Annotated in this window: 11 protein-coding genes and 1 tRNA gene; 8 read left to right on the forward strand and 4 right to left on the reverse strand. The window is 62.3% G+C overall.

Annotated elements, in window-relative coordinates:
- The first annotated feature begins 4 nt into the window (after positions 1-4).
- From AC6I6L_RS14110 to AC6I6L_RS14120, 3 genes are read left to right on the forward strand one after another with little or no spacing between them, the layout of a single operon-like run.
- Positions 5-721, forward strand: a complete 717-nt coding sequence (locus AC6I6L_RS14110) for an ABC transporter permease (protein ID WP_497918404.1) — start codon at positions 5-7, stop codon at positions 719-721.
- Positions 718-1485, forward strand: coding sequence for an amino acid ABC transporter ATP-binding protein (locus AC6I6L_RS14115; protein WP_497918405.1), 768 nt, complete (start codon positions 718-720; stop codon positions 1483-1485). The genes AC6I6L_RS14110 and AC6I6L_RS14115 overlap by 4 nt, the downstream gene beginning before the upstream one ends.
- Before the next feature lie 40 nt (positions 1486-1525).
- The gene (locus AC6I6L_RS14120; protein WP_497918406.1) at positions 1526-2230 is read left to right on the forward strand and encodes a TOBE domain-containing protein; all 705 of its coding nucleotides are present in this window, start codon (positions 1526-1528) and stop codon (positions 2228-2230) included.
- A 151-nt stretch (positions 2231-2381) separates the two neighbouring features.
- Here the strand turns inward: AC6I6L_RS14120 and AC6I6L_RS14125 are convergent.
- A tRNA-Glu gene (locus AC6I6L_RS14125) sits at positions 2382-2456 on the reverse strand.
- Positions 2457-2647: 191 nt separating this feature from the next.
- Between AC6I6L_RS14125 and AC6I6L_RS14130 the strand changes: the two genes are divergently transcribed.
- Positions 2648-3385, forward strand: a complete 738-nt coding sequence (locus AC6I6L_RS14130; protein ID WP_497918407.1) for a fumarylacetoacetate hydrolase family protein — start codon at positions 2648-2650, stop codon at positions 3383-3385.
- Positions 3386-3566: 181 nt separating this feature from the next.
- Positions 3567-4265: an MBL fold metallo-hydrolase gene (locus tag AC6I6L_RS14135; protein WP_497918408.1), complete on the forward strand. Its 699-nt coding sequence runs from the start codon at positions 3567-3569 to the stop codon at positions 4263-4265.
- Between the two features lie 44 nt (positions 4266-4309).
- Here the strand turns inward: AC6I6L_RS14135 and AC6I6L_RS14140 are convergent, their stop codons facing one another.
- From AC6I6L_RS14140 to AC6I6L_RS14150, 3 genes are all read right to left on the reverse strand, one after another.
- Positions 4310-5401 (reverse strand): DNA topoisomerase IV subunit A, encoded by a 1092-nt coding sequence (locus AC6I6L_RS14140; RefSeq protein ID WP_497918409.1) that lies wholly within the window; start codon positions 5399-5401, stop codon positions 4310-4312.
- Positions 5398-7896, reverse strand: a complete 2499-nt coding sequence (locus AC6I6L_RS14145) for a DNA topoisomerase VI subunit B (RefSeq protein WP_497918410.1) — start codon at positions 7894-7896, stop codon at positions 5398-5400. The genes AC6I6L_RS14140 and AC6I6L_RS14145 overlap by 4 nt, the downstream gene beginning before the upstream one ends.
- A 145-nt stretch (positions 7897-8041) precedes the next feature.
- Positions 8042-9040 carry an ion channel gene (locus AC6I6L_RS14150; protein WP_497918411.1) on the reverse strand — a complete coding sequence of 333 codons (999 nt, stop codon included), beginning with the start codon at positions 9038-9040 and terminating at the stop codon, positions 8042-8044.
- A 256-nt stretch (positions 9041-9296) separates the two neighbouring features.
- Here AC6I6L_RS14150 and AC6I6L_RS14155 point away from each other — a divergent pair, with 256 nt between their 5' ends.
- The 3 genes from AC6I6L_RS14155 to gyrA all read left to right on the forward strand — a co-directional run bounded on the left by AC6I6L_RS14155 (position 9297) and on the right by gyrA (position 15364).
- Complete coding sequence (locus tag AC6I6L_RS14155) at positions 9297-10661, forward strand: class-II fumarase/aspartase family protein (protein WP_497918412.1); 1365 nt, start codon at positions 9297-9299, stop codon at positions 10659-10661.
- A gap of 200 nt (positions 10662-10861) precedes the next feature.
- Positions 10862-12793 carry a DNA topoisomerase (ATP-hydrolyzing) subunit B gene (gyrB, locus tag AC6I6L_RS14160; protein ID WP_497918413.1) on the forward strand — a complete coding sequence of 644 codons (1932 nt, stop codon included), beginning with the start codon at positions 10862-10864 and terminating at the stop codon, positions 12791-12793.
- An 18-nt stretch (positions 12794-12811) separates the two neighbouring features.
- Positions 12812-15364, forward strand: coding sequence for a DNA gyrase subunit A (gyrA, locus tag AC6I6L_RS14165; protein ID WP_497918414.1), 2553 nt, complete (start codon positions 12812-12814; stop codon positions 15362-15364).
- The last annotated feature ends 236 nt before the right edge of the window (positions 15365-15600 follow it).

The following is a 15600-nucleotide window of genomic DNA, read 5'->3' on the forward strand; positions in this document are numbered from 1 at the left end:
TAGTATGCCGCTCGAACCCGATATGCTGGCCCCGGTGCTGGTCGACTTTCCCTTCGAGTGGAACTACGTTCGGAGTATCATTCGCGTCTCCCTCTACGTGAGCTTCCTCGCGGTCGGGTTGAGTACGCTGTTCAGTCTGCCCATTGCACTCGTCGTCGGATTCACGGAGTTTCGCGGGAAGACGTTGCTCACCTCGCTCATCAACACCGGGATGGGCTTTCCGAGCGTCGTCGTCGGACTCGTCGTGTTGTTTGCGGTGTCCAATCAGGGGCCCCTCGGCGCGTGGAACCTCGTGTTCACGACCGAGGCGATGATCATGTCGCAGTTCGTTCTCGCCACGCCGGTCATCACCGGCGTGAGCCTCGCCGCGGTCAGCAGCGTCGAGCAGAACGTTCGGGACGCCGCATACGCGATGGGCGGAACGCACCTCGACGTGGGGTTAGTAACGATCAAAGAAGCCCGCTACGGTATCGCGACGGCCGTCCTCGCGGGCTTCGGGCGAGCGATCAGCGAGGTGGGGTCAGTCCTCATCGTCGGCGGAAACATCGCCGCCTCGGACGGCACCTCGGTCACGCGAACGCTCACGACCGCGATCCAACTCGAGGCCCGCCAGGGTCGTTTCGAAACGGCGATGATCCTCGGCGCGATTCTCGTCACCCTCGTCTTGCTCGTCAATGCGATCGTCGTCCGTCTCGGGAACGGAGGTGGCCGGTACGGATGACGCTCGAAGCGACCGACGTCCATCACGCCTACGGCGATGAGACGGTGTTCGACGGCGTCTCGCTCTCGGTGTCGCCGGGAGAAGTCGTCGGGATCATCGGCCCCTCCGGCGTCGGCAAATCGACGCTGCTTCGCCTGCTCGCGCTCTTCGACGCGCCAGATCGAGGATCGGTCACCTACGAGGCTGAAAACGTCTGGCAGTTGCCCGAACACCGGCGACTCGAGTACCGCCGCCGAATCGGCATGGTGTTCCAGGAGGCGAGCCTCTTCGACGCGAGCGTTCGTCGCAACGCCGAGTACGGGCTCCGGGTTCGCCAGTCGTGGACCGATCGGCTTCGCCACGAACTCGGGAGTCTCGTCGGGAAGACGAACGGAACCGGCGACGCGATCGACGCCCTCGACACCGTCGGAATGGGTTCACAGGCCGGCCAGGACGCCGCCTCGCTCTCCGGCGGGGAAGCCCAGCGCGTGGCGTTCGCCCGTGCACTGGCGTACGATCCCGAGATACTGCTCCTCGACGAGCCGACGTCGGATCTCGACCCGCGAAACACGGCGGTGATCGAAGACGCCGTTCTGGAGGCGAAAAACCGCGGCATCGGCGTCGCGATCGCGACCCACGACATGCACCAGGCCGAACGGATCGCAGACCGCGTCGCGGTACTGGTTCAGAACGAACTCATCGAAGTCGGTCCCACGGAGACGGTCTTCGAGGAGCCACGGGACGATCGAACCCGGAAATTTATCGCCGGCGAACTGATATACTAGCGAACGACGACGAACGCCCCCGTCTCCCGAGATTCTCACGATGACGATCGAAAAGGACTACAGCACGAAACTCGCCGTCGACGACGTGACCATCGAACGACGCGACATCGAGATGCTCGATGCGATCGAGCGACACGGGTCGATGCACAAGGCGGCCGATACCCTGGGGCGATCGTACGCTCGCCTCCAGAATCGCGTCGTGGAAATCGAAGACGCAGTCGGCCCGATCACGGAGCGACGGCGCGGGGGTCGCGGCGGCGGCGGGACCGATCTCACCCAGACCGCCCGCGAACTCCGCCGGCAGTTCGATCGGCACGAAGCCGAACTCGATGGCGTTGCACGAGTCACGGAATCCGTCTTCGCGGGGACGGTCCGAGACCGAACCGGTGAACTCGCCACCGTCGACACCGACATCGGTTCGATCCTCGCGCTGGTCCCCGACGGACCCCAAGACGTCGAGGTCGCCGTTCGATCGGACGCCGTCGTCTTGGCCGATCCCGACGACGTGCCCCACGCGAACGAGACGAGTCTCAGAAACCAGTTTTCCGGTACGATCGCGCGAATCGACGCCGGTGACGCGATCACCCGCGTCACCGTCCAGCTCACCCCGACGGAGACGGTTCAGGCCTTGATTACGAACGCCAGCGTCGATCGGTTGGCCCTCGCGGTCGACCAACCGATCACCGCCTCGTTCAAAGCGACGGCCGCGAGAGCGATTCCGATCGAGACGGAGTTGCGGGAGTAACCGCCGTTTGCAAACTGCTCCGTCTGGGAAGTCAAACCACGCGAAGACGGTCCTGCTCGCCTCGGTTCACTCGGCTGTGCGGGCTGTGACTTCTCTACTTCAATTCCCAGAGCGTGCGCTTCTTTCTTCGTTACTTCGTTCCTCAGAAGAGTGCTCCGTCTGGGATTTGAACCCAGGTCATCGGCTCGAAAGGCCGAAATGATTGGCCGGACTACACCAACGGAGCGATCACGCATTCACTGCTTGCTGGGGGCTAGTAAAAAGCGTTCCGTTCCGTGCCCGTAGTGGTACGTTCTGACGTGCTCAACTGTCCGTCAGGTTGTGTTCGTTCGCACCCGTCTCGGTCCCCGATCGACTCGACCCGAATCGAGTGCCGTCATCTCAACCCTTTTGTCGGCGCGTCACAACAGGTCGCGCATGAAATACGTTCGTTTCCGCGATCCGGCAGGTGCCGTTCGCCGCGGCGAGTTCGAGAACGGCCACGTCCACTTTGCAAACGAGAGCTACGCGATCGACGACGACGCGATCGACGTCCTCGCGCCGTGTGACCCGACGAAAATCGTCTGTATCGGGCGCAACTACGCCGCACATGCAGACGAGATGGGTTCGGACGTGCCCGATCGCCCGCTGCTCTTTTTGAAGGCACCGAACACGGTCGCGAGCCACGGCGACACGGTCACCGCGCCCGCGGGAAAAGAGCGGATCGACCACGAAGCCGAACTCGGCGTCGTCATCGGCGAGCAGTGTCGACACGTTCCCGAGGTGTCGGCGATGGACGTCGTCGAGGGGTTCACGTGCGTCAACGACATCTCGAACCGAGACGACCAGCGCCAGGAACAGAACTGGGTTCGCGGGAAGGCCTTCGACGGCGCGGCTCCGATCGGACCGGTGCTCGCGACGCCCGACGAGGTGCCGGCCGACGCGGGCGTTCGCAGTCGGGTCAACGGCGAACTGAAACAGGACGGCTCTCGCGAGCAACTCATCTTCTCTGTTCCGGAACTGATCGCGGAGATCACGACGTACATGACCCTCGAACCGGGTGACGTGATCGCGACGGGAACGCCGGAGGGCGTCGGGCCGCTTTCTGACGGCGACGAGGTCGACATCGAAATCGACGGCGTCGGGACGCTCTCGCATTCGATTCGTCGGCCCTGAGCGCCACCGGCGCGCGACGAACCGACACGGCGGCACAAATCCACGGCGGCCCGAATCGATACGGCAGCGATCGCATCGAAACTGCCACAATCGAAACCCGATCGGACGCGCCTCGATCGCATCTCGGAGTCGTTACGCACGGAGCCGAACGATTTTCCACATCCCCGACCGAAGGGCAGGCATGACCGTTCGCTTCGATTCGGTAACCGTCGACTGGCTCGGCTATGCGACTGTTCGCCTCGCAGGCGAAACGGGGACGGTGATCTATACGGATCCCGGCCGCTACGGCGTCCTCGACGAGTACGACGCCCGCGACGGCGATCTGATCCTCGTCTCCCACGACCACCACTACGACCCAGACGGCATCCGGCGCGTCGCCCACGACGATGCGATCGTCCTCGTCCACGAGTCGATCGACGCCGACGAAATCGATCGCGTCGACGAACAGCCCGAGGACCTCCCATTCGAGATCGAACGAGTTCGTGCGGACGAGTCGTTCGTTCTCGGCCCGCTCGATCTCTGTACGACGCCGGCGTACAACGACCCCGATGGTCCGTATACGGACGGGCAAGGCCGTCCCTGTCATCCAGAAGGAGAGGGCTGTGGGTTCGCGGTTACCATCGACGGGGTAACCGCGTTTTGGCCCGGCGATACCGACGCGCTCGCCGTCCACGAGGAACTTGGCGTGGACCTCCTGTTGCCGCCGATCGGCGGCTCGTTCACGATGGACCGCCGGGAAGCCGCGGCGCTGGCCGAACGCATGGCTCCGGGACTCGTCGTACCGATCCACTACAATACGTTTGAGGCGCTCGAAACGGATGCAGACGCGTTCGTCGTCGACGTCGCACGGCGATCGATTCCGGTCGCCCTCGACGAGTAATCGCAATTCTGGGTCGCAAGTAGTCGCGATTTCAGGTTGTGGACCTAGAGGACGCCCATCTCACCGAGACGCTCTGGCAGATACGTATCCGTCACGAAGTCGAGTCCACGTGCTGCAAGCGACTGCTGTTCGGATTTCTTCCCGATGTCGAGTTGGAGTTCGATCTGTTCCTCCCAGTAATCCGTCTGGAAGCGAGGGTCTTCGAGTTCGCTCTCTAGAGCGTTGATATCCGAATCGCTGAGCGGGTCGGTCGGCAGATCGTACTCGACGATGTCCGCGGGCTGGATGCCGATGTACTGGGCCGCCGGCGTCGCGAGGTACTCAGAAAGGTGGGCAGATTTGATCGAGCCGTAGGCGACCGAGCCGTAGATTCGGTACGACCACGGGTCACCGTCTGCGAACACCGTCACTGGCAGGTCGAGTTCGTCATGGAGTCGCTTGATGATTCGTCGTGTCGCCCGCGCGGGCTGACCCTTGAGGTGGACGATCAGGGCGTTGTACTCGTCGTCGAACCCGTTCTCGACGAGCCGATCGCGCATGCCACCGGTCTCCACCGCCAGGATGAAGTCGGCATCGCTGTCGAGAAACTCGATCGTATCGGGGTTGTTCGGAATCTGGTAGCCGCCCTCCCCGACGTCTTCCTGACAGTGAATCTCCCGTTCGCCGCGGCGAGTCTGTTCGCGGAGGTACAACGGTCCCATGATCGTCGCCCCCGACTCCTCGGGGCGCATGTGGAAGTCCTCGCGGGTGACACCCGAGACGATCTCCAGATCCTCGATCAGCTGGTTGGACTCGTCCTGATCGCCGAACTGGGCTTCCTTGTTGTCCCAGCTTTCCGAAAGGTAGTACAACTCACGCAGGGTCGACGATCGATCCTCTTCGAGTTGGTTCGAGAGGAATTCGATCGTATAGACGGCTTTCAGGAGCTTCCGCGCGCCGCGAACGGAGTTGGCCGATCGAGTCGATTCCCGATCGCCGTACACCCAGACGTTCTTGTCTTCGTCGTACTCGATGTTGGCTTTCGTCCGCGTCGGAACGGACATGTGGGGGATCTCGCCCAGTTCGAACTGGTCGTAAAACTGTGCCGCGAGATCGATCAGTTGCGCTCTGGCGTCTGCGTTGGTGTCCGTGCTCATTGGTCTGGGTCAGTTACGGTGAGTTTCTCGCTCTCGACGCCCTTGACGTCGAGATCGAACGATGCGTCGGCGTCGACCTCGTACTCGAGGGCGGCTTCGCCGTCGCTCGAGACGTCGGTGTCCCACTTGACGAACCACTCGCCGTCCATTTCGACGACGGTGGCACCATCGGAGAGGTTTCGTGGCTCCGCCGAGACGATGTCGGTTACTTCGAGCGATTCGGTCGTTCCCGAGTGGTTCTCGACCACTACTGAAACGGCCTGTCCGTCGCCGTTCGCCTCGATACGGCGCTCGACGAGGACGTTGTTCATAATCCGGGCGATCGCGTCGTCGATGTCGGGTTCCTCGCGTTCGGTCACCTCGGCGACCTTCTGGGCCATCTCCGGGAGGATCGTCCCGAGGACGTTCTGTTTCTTCCGGCGCTGTTGCATCGATCGGCGCTTGTTCAGGTAGCTCTTGAGTTCGCGGGCCGCTTCCCGGATGGCGAGTTCGATCTCGTCTTCGATTTCGGGGACGTTCGCGACCGCGTCTTTCGATTCGCTGGTGAACGGAACGTTCGTCGAAGCGACGTGAACCATGATGACGGCCGGGCCGTTTGGCAGCCCCGAGCCGCCGGGCTGGTCGAGACCGTAGTTGCGCCAGCCGATCGACTTGACCACGTCGGTCGTCGCACACGCACCGCGCTGGTAGACCAGCGGGACGCGGTTCGCAAAGCGCAGGACATCCGCGCTCCCCTCAGCTTCGATCTCGCCGCCGTAGGCGATGCCGGCCTCGACGATGAACGGATCGCCGCCCGAGACTTCCGCGTCACGGGTCGCCGCCGAATAGAAGTCGGCGTCGAACTCCTTTTCGAGACCAGCCTGGATGAGGTCGTCGGTAATCGGTGCCAGACACCGCGTCGGCGGGGCCATAATATCCGTTGCACGCATCCCGTCGACGAGATTGCTCGTGGCGTCGCGATCGTCGTCGAGTTCTCGCACCAATGGCGGGTCGTCGGGAACGGTCGCCATCACGCCCCAGATCGCCGCCGTGACGTTCTCGCGGGCCGTCTCCCCGAACGCGACGTCGTCGTACTCCTCGGTGAGTTCCGCGGCGCGATCGACGTGGTCTCTGAGTCGATCGTGGGTGAGTCTGTGGCGAGGATCGTCGTCCGCCTCGGTTTCGTCTACGAACCGGCCACCGAGTCGCTCGGCGAAGGCGTGGATGATCTCGTCGTCCTTGCGGGTGCTCGTCGCCTCGTCCGCGAGTTCATAGAGGTCGGCAACGAGACGCGACTCGTCGACAGGCCCGCTGCCCGCATCCGGCTCGCTGCTGGCGTCGGTATCCTGCCCATCCCCTTCGGACGCATCGATCAGCGCGCGCCAGACCACGTCGACGGCGTTCTCTTGGACCGTGTCGCCAAACGTCGTTCCGTGGTCGGCTTCGACCGCCGCCGCAGCGTCGTCGACGACGGCGAGGAGTTCGTGGTGGGCGATTCGATCGGATTCCTCGACGGCCTCGGCAATTCGACTTGCGAAGGCGGCCGTCGCGTCCTGGCCTTTGTTCGCGGTCGCGGCCGTTACGGCAGCCTCGAGATCGATCGATTCGTGGGCCTGTGGCGGCCGCCAGCGCATCTCGCGGCCGTAATGGCGATCGCGGAACGCGTCGATGACCGACTCCGCGGTTTTCTTCCCGACGCGGGTGAACTCCTCCTGAAGGAAGCCGGACATCGTCTGGGAGTCCGTCGCAGAAAGCATCTTCATCACGGTGCCGAGTTCGACGCCGTGTGGGTGTGGTCGAATCTCCTCGGTTTCTTCGGGAAGCTGGTCGGTCGCACGCTCGAATTTGAAGTGGGCCTTGGGTTCGCGGAGTTCGAGTCGTGCGTGAGGATTGACGACCGCCGTGTGTTTGATATAGTCGTGAAGCTGCTGGCGGGCGCGCATGTTTCCTTCCATCTCGAGTTCGATGCGCGTTCCGTGGGGGCGGTCCCACGAGGTCGTTTCCTCGACGCTGATCTCGGGTTCGTTGGAGTCAGTATCGACGATCAGTTCGAAGTACTCCGCCTCGCTTGCCCCCTGGGTTCGGCTGGTGATCTTCGCCGGCTTCCCGCTGGTCAGTTGCGAGTAAAGAACGGCCGCAGAGATGCCGATTCCCTGCTGGCCGCGCGACTGTTCGCGGGCGTGAAAGCGAGAGCCATAGAGTAGTTTTCCGAATACTTTCGGTAGCGATTCTTTCGTGATTCCCGGCCCGTTGTCCTCGACGATCAGGCGGTAGTAGTCGCCGTCTTCCTGAATCTCGACGTAGATATCCGGGAGAATGCTGGCCTCTTCTGCAGCGTCCAGGGCGTTGTCGACGGCTTCCTTAACAGCCGTGACGAGGCCCCGAGCACCGCTGTCGAAGCCGAGCATATGCTTGTTCTTCTCGAAGAACTCGGCGATCGAGATCGCCTGCTGGTTTTCGGCCAGCTCCTCGGCGATCCCCGGCTCGTCACCGAGTGTCGACTGGAACGACGTCATCGTTCCCTTGTACTAACGGCGAGGCTAAAAGGTGTGTGCTACCGGAGTGAAAGTGGACGACGGCAGACAGACCCTCGATGACACGCCACAACCCCGACCATTTCAGACGGGCGGGTCAGTCCTCGATCGGCGGCCAGCGGACGGGTCAGTCCTCGATCGGCGGCCAGTGCCACGCGTCGGCCCGCGTCACCCCAAGCAGCTTTCGGCGTCGCTCACTCCGGGCCGCGAGCGCGTCCTCGAACTCCTCGTCGTCGACGGTCGGGATGCCGTCGGCCCGCAGCCGATCGAGTTCTGGCGGTGGCGGCACCTCCTCAGCGGGATCGATAAACGCCGTCTCGAGCGTATCGAGGTAGCTCTCGGTCGCCGATCGGGCGTTTTCGACGAGGGCGGGATCGAGTTGGGCGTCGTCGTCGACGCCGTGACGGAAGATGGTGGTCGCCTCGTCGAAAATCGGGACGGCGATCGCGGAGGCGCGGGAGGCCTGTTCGCTGTGGTAGTAGTGGAGAATCGGATAGGCCTTGTGCTGGTCAGCGAGCAAGGAGAGTTGTTCTGCCAGCGTCTCGATCGGAAGCTCGAGACCGTCGAACGCGTCGCCGGCCCAGCCGATCCTGACGAACGCTTCGCTACGCTCGCCAAGTCCTGTCACGCTGCTGGCGAACGATCGCTTCTCGGAGACGGCTCCGAGAACGGTCAATATGTAGGAGACCCCCAGCGTGACGAATGCCATTCCCGTCGCGGTCGTGAACGAACTGGCGATCTCCCAGGTCGCTGTTCTCGGGGAGTAGTCGCCGTTTCCGCTCGTGAACATCGTGTACGCGACGTAGTAGAACCGACCGGCCCAGTCGGCCGGCGCACCGGTCTGGGCGCTGACGAGGGCCGTCTCGCCGCCGGCGAACAGGAGTGTCCAGCCGAGCCACAGCAGGGCGATCCACATCGCGAGCGTGAGCGTCAGGATGAGCGGCCCGGCGATACTGAGCGCCCACGACTCGTCCCGACTCGCGAACCGAAGCCCGCGCCAGGTCCAGGTTGTCAACCGCTCGGACAGTGGTCCGGACCCCCCATCGACCCAGAGCGTTGTCCAGATGATGTCGACCACGACGGCGGCGAGTACGACGACTCCGATTGCGAGATACAGCGGTTGCATTTCCTCGTTCTATCGTCTCGACGCCCGTCAATCGTGGCCAGGGTACTGACACGGGTTTTTACGATAGGGATAGGACTCTGTTCGCGCGCCTGAAACCGTTCCGACCGGTGGCCCACGACGTACCCGTGGGAGGCGCAATCCACCGCCTGTAGTCGGAGTCTAGTTGAGCGGAGGGTGTCGTGACCGAGTGTCGTGACTCCGAATTCGAGGGTCGGTGACCAACACTTATATTCATCGTTCGAGAACTGTTGGCAGTATGTCGTTCCACACGGGCGGGGTTCTGTTTCGAGACGTTTTCGGAACCGAAAAGATGCGTGATATTTTCAGTGAGCGATCGTTTATTGCCCGTTTTCTGGCGGTCGAAGCTGCACTCGCCCGAGCGGAAGCGTCGGTAGACGTTATCCCAGAGTGGGCCAGCGACACGATCACCTCGAACGCCGATCTCGAAAGCGTCGAATTGTCGCGAATCGAGGCGTACGTTGACGAGATCGGACTGTTCTCGATGAGTATCATCGAAGCCTGGAAGGAGGAACTCGGCGGTGCGGGAGAGTACGTTCACTGGGGTGCCTCGACGCAGGATATCTCCGACACGGTCGTCGTCTTGCAACTTCGCGATGCGATCGAGGCAATCGGCGAGTCCCTCCTCAGCGTACGGGATCGTCTCCGGTCTCTCGCGGTCGAACACCGGGAAACGCCGATGATCGGACGGACCCAACACGTCAACGCGCCGCCCATCACTCTTGGATTTAAATTCGCGACCTGGCTCGACGAGATCGAGCGTCACCTGCTCCGATTGGAGCAACTCGAAGACCGACTGTACGTCGTCGAGTTCGCCGGTGCATCCGGAACGCTAGCAGCCGTCGGTGACGACGGAATCGAGATTCTAGAGCGATTCGCGGCGGAACTCGATCTTGGCGTGCCGACGATCGGGTGGACCGCGACGCGCGATCGGTTCGCTGAAACGCTGAATCTGTTTGCGCTGATCGCCGGGACGCTCGCACGGATCGCACAGCAAGTGCTGCTGTTGAACCGTCCCGAGATCGGAGAGGTGGCGGAGACCGTTCCCGAGGACGAACTGGGAAGCAGCACGAACCCTCACAAGCGAAATCCGGTACTATCCCAGCACACACTCGGAATCGCGCGGCTGGTTCGGGGACACGCGGCAGTCATGAATCAACTGTTAGAACCGTTCGACGAGCGGGATCGATCGGCGTGGTTCGTCGAATTCGCCGTCATCCCCGAAGCGGCCGGCTACCTCCACCGTGCGTTAGTAAACACGCGCGAGAATCTGGAGGGAATCGATGTCGACACCGATGCGATCGAACGGAACATCCGTCGCTCCGGACCGTTGATCGCGTCGGAGGCGGTCATGATGGCGCTCGCAGAGACGACCGGCCGACAGACCGCCCACGAGATCGTTCACGAGGCTGCGATGAGGGCGCTCGATGGGACCCAGTCCTTCGAGGAGTCCCTGGCCGACGATCCGCGAGTCACGGCTCATCTCGACGCGTCGACGATCGACTCCCTGACCGATCCGATGGCGTACGTTGGACTGTCTACCGAGTTTACGAATCGCGTCCTCGATGCGCGTGGAACCGACGTCTCAGACGGTCTGTTGTAATTGGTACCGGTGATCGCTCGATCAGGGAACTAATTTGTCGTCCAAAAGCCGTCATCGACCCGCCATCTGTACGTGTTCCGTGATTGTTACGATGCGTGTTCAGTCATTGTGATCACCGTTTTCGGATGATTGCGATTCGCGCTCGCGCGCGTACGTGAACCTTTATAGGGCGGCAGGCGCTACCCACAAACAGGTTTTACATGTCCCAGGAAAGCGAGTACGGTGCCGGGCAGATTCAGGTCTTGGAAGGCCTGGAGGCCGTCCGAAAGCGGCCGGCGATGTATATCGGCTCTACGGATTCTCGAGGGCTTCACCATCTCGTCTACGAAGTGGTGGACAACTCGATCGACGAGGCGCTGGCGGGGTACTGTGACGAAATCGAGGTGACGATCCACGACGACGGGTCGGTGAGCGTCGCCGACGACGGACGCGGGATCCCCGTCGACACCCACGAGGAGTACGATCGACCCGCACTCGAGGTCATTCTCACCGTTCTCCACGCCGGTGGGAAATTCGACAACAAGTCTTACCAGGTATCCGGCGGACTCCACGGCGTCGGCGTGAGCGTGGTCAACGCGCTCTCGAAGCGACTCGAGGCGGAGGTCAAACGCGACGGTGGCGTCTTCCGCCACGCCTTTGAGCGGGGCGAACCCGTCGGTGACATGGAGCGGGTTCGCGATATGGAACCCGGCGAGGAAACCGGAACCGAAATCCGGTTCTGGCCCGACGACGGCATCTTCGAGACGGACGACTTTGCCTTCTCGACGCTGTCGAATCGGCTTCGGGAACTCGCCTTCCTCAACTCCGGCGTCCGCATCGCGCTCCGCGACGAGCGCGAGACCGACGAAGAGGGCGAGTATGCCGTAGAAGCCTACCAGTACGAGGGCGGGATCCGAGAATTCGTCGAGTATCTGAACGAGACTCGTTCGGCGATGCACGAGGAGATCATCTACCTCGAAGACGAAGACCAGAATATCCAGGTCGAGGTGGCAATGCAAGCCACCGAGGAGCTTCAGGGCTCAATCCACGCCTTCGCGAACAACATCAACACACGCGAGGGTGGGACCCACCTCACGGGATTCAAGACCGCGCTCACGCGCACCGTCAACGACTACGCCGACAGTAACGATCTGCTGTCTGACCTCGACGAGAACCTCAAAGGCGAGGACATCCGCGAGGGGCTGACGGCGGTTATCTCTATCAAACACCCCGATCCGCAGTTCGAGGGCCAGACGAAGACGAAACTCGGCAACAGCGAAGTCCGGGGTATCGTCGAAAGCGCAATGCACGAAGGACTCGGAACCTACTTCGAGGAACACCCCGACACTGCGGAAGCGATCGTCGCGAAAGCCGTCGAGGCGGCCAAAGCGCGCAAGGCGGCCAAGAAGGCGGAGGAACTGACCCGCCGCAAGTCCGCGCTCGAATCGACCTCGCTGCCGGGCAAACTCGCGGACTGCCAGACCAAAGATCCCGACGAGGCCGAACTGTTCATCGCGGAGGGAGACTCCGCGGGCGGCAGCGCAAAACAGGCCCGTAACCCCGAGTTCCAGGCCGTCCTTCCGATCAAGGGGAAGATCCTGAACGTCGAGAAACACCGACTCGATCGCATTCTCGAAAACGACGAGATCCGGAACATGATCACCGCGATCGGCGCGGGGATCGGCGACGAGTTCGACGTCGACGACGTCCGGTACAACAAGATCATCATGGCGACGGACGCCGACGTCGACGGCGCACACATCCGGACGCTCATGCTGACGTTCTTCTACCGACACATGCGCCCGCTGCTCGAAGGTGGCTACGTCTACGCGACCCAGCCGCCGCTGTATCGCATCCGCTACCGCGGTGAAACCTACGATGCGATGACCGACGCCGAACGCGATCAGATCGTCGCGGAGAAGTGCGACGGCAATCCGACGCAAGTCCAGCGGTTCAAGGGACTCGGTGAAATGAACCCCGAACAGCTCTGGGAGACGACGATGAACCCCGACAACCGCATTCTCAAACAGATCACGATCGAGGACGCGGCTGCAGCCGACAAGATGTTCTCCGTGCTGATGGGCGACGCCGTCGAACCCCGGAAACAGTTCATCAAGGATCACGCGCCGGAAGCAGAGTGGATCGACATATAGTTGAGGTGAGGTTACTACATGAGTTCAGACGTACCCGATCCGACCGACGTAGCGGCACGAGCGGTAGAGAACGTCCGCATCGAGGACGAGATGGAACAGAGCTACATCGACTACGCGATGAGCGTTATCGCAGGTCGTGCCCTCCCAGACGTCCGTGACGGGCTCAAACCGGTCCACCGGCGCATCCTGTACGCGATGCACGAGATGGGCGTCTCCTCCGGCAGCAGCCACCGGAAGTCCTCCTCGATCGTCGGGGAGACGATGGGTGATTACCACCCACACGGCGACAGCGCGATCTACGACACGCTGGTCCGGATGGCCCAGGACTTCTCGATGCGGTATCCCCTCGTCGACGGCCAGGGGAACTTCGGTTCGATGGATGGCGATCCAGCCGCCGCGCCCCGGTACACTGAGGCTCGGATGGCTCCCCTCTCCGAAGAACTGCTCGAGGATATCGAGAAGGACACGGTAGACTTCTCAGCGAACTATGACGATCGACTGCAAGAACCCGACGTACTCCCCGCAGCCTTCCCGAACCTTCTCGTGAACGGCTCCTCGGGGATCGCCGTCGGAATGTCGACGAACATCCCGCCGCACAATCTCGGCGAGGTGATCGACGCGACGATCGAACTAATCGACAACCCCGACGCGACAGTCGAGGACTTAATGGACCACGTGAAGGGTCCCGACTTTCCGACCGGTGCCAACATCGTCGGCCGCGACGCTATCTACTCGGCGTACAAAACCGGCCGCGGGCGCATCCGCGTTCGCGCGGAGTTCGAGGTCGAGGAGTGGAAAAACGATCGCGAGCGCATCGTTATCACGGAACTGCCCTACCAGGCGAACAAGGCGCGACTGGTCGAGCGAATCGCAGAGGACGTCACCGAAGGCGAAATCGAAGGCATCTCCGATCTGCGCGACGAGTCCGATCGGGAGGGCGTCCGCATCGTCGTCGAGTGCAAACGCGGAGCCAACGTCGAGGTGGTGAAGAACAAACTGCTCGAAAATCACTTAGAGCGAACGTTCGGCGTGATCAATCTCGCGCTGGTCGACGGTCAGCCGCAAGTCCTCTCGCTCAGAGAGACCCTAGAGGAGTACGTCTCCCACCGCCGCGAAGTCATCCGCCGCCGCAGCGAGTACGACCTCACGGAGGCCGAAGAGCGCGCTCACATCCTCGAAGGCCGGCTGAAAGCCGTCGAGAACGCCGAGGACGTCGTCGACCTGATTCGCAACAGCGAGGACCGATCGGCCGCGAAAGCCGCGTTGCAGGAGGCCTACGACTTCTCGATGGCGCAAGCCGAACACATCGTTCGGATGCAACTGGGCAGTCTCACGTCGATGGAAACCGTCGAGATCGAAGACGAATACGAGGAGGTCCAGGCCGAAATCGAGCGCCTGACCGAAGTTCTCGACAGCGAGACCGAACTGCTCGGCGTCATCAAAGACGAACTGCGGGAGATCAAAGACGAATACGCCGACGAACGCCGCACCTCGATCGTCGAGGATCAGGGGACGGTCACCCACGAGGACCTCATCCCCGAGGAGGAGGTGTTCGTCGTCATGACCGAAGACGACTACGTCAAGCGGATGCCGATCGACCAGTTCGACCCCCAGGGTCGTGGCGGCAAGGGGATCATCGGTGCGGACGTCAAGGAGGACGATCGCGTCTCGACGGTGTTCCGGGCGAACACCCACGACTATCTCCTCTGTTTCACTAACCATGGCAAGGTCTACCAGCTAAAGACCTACGAGATCCCCGAGATGGGTCGGACCGCCCGCGGCAAGTCGGCGGTCAACATCCTCGACCTCGATCCCGGCGAGGACATCACCGCGATCGTCGACACCGACGCCTTCAGCGATGACGAGTTCGTGACGATGGCCACCCGGAACGGCTACGTCAAGCGAACAGCCGGCGAGGAGTTCGACAACATCCGATCGACCGGGATCATCGCTGCGGATCTCGAGGAGGGCGACGAACTCGTCGACGTCGAAGTGACAGACGGCACCCAGGACCTTGTCATCGCGACGGAAGGCGGGATGACGATTCGATTCGACGAGGACGAAGTGCGCGCGATGGGGCGAAACGCTCGCGGCGTCAACGGGATCAAACTGCAAGAAGACGACGCCGTCGCGGGCCTCGTCGCGACCGACGAGGACGACGGGCAGGCCCTGCTTACTGTTACCCGGAACGGCTACGGCAAACGGACCCGCCTCTCGGAGTATCGGACGCAGTCCCGCTACGGCAAGGGGCTGATCGACATCAAGACGGGCGATCGAAACGGTCCCGTGACGGCGGCCATGGCCGTTTCGGACGACGACCAACTCGTGATGATGAGCGAACGCGGCCAGATCGTCCGTACCCGCGTCGACGAGATCTCGGCGGTCGGACGCAACACGATGGGCGTGATCGTAATGGACGTCCCAGACAACGACGCGGTCGCGAGCGTCGACGTGATTCCGGCAGCGACGGCCGAAACGCCGGAAGAAGAGAACTCAGGCGATCACCCGGAGGAGTCAGCGAGCCCGGACGACGAGACGGTGGGTGTAGACGACGGGTCAGCGGCCAACTGAGCCCGCTCTCTTTTTCGAGGGTCCGACGGAGGTAAGAAGAGAGCGATGAAGGAGGAACGATGGCAAAGAAGTCGTCAGGCGAGAAGACGACGAATATCCACACGTCAGAAACCGCTGTGGGTAGTCCGTCGCCCGATGCTAACGCACACGTTTTCGAATCGTGAACGGACCGTCCGTTGACACCTGCTCCAGTGACACGGTGTCGCACGTACGTCTCGTCTGTCCCGAGGTATCGA

Source organism: Halosolutus sp. DAT137, assembly GCF_059736405.1.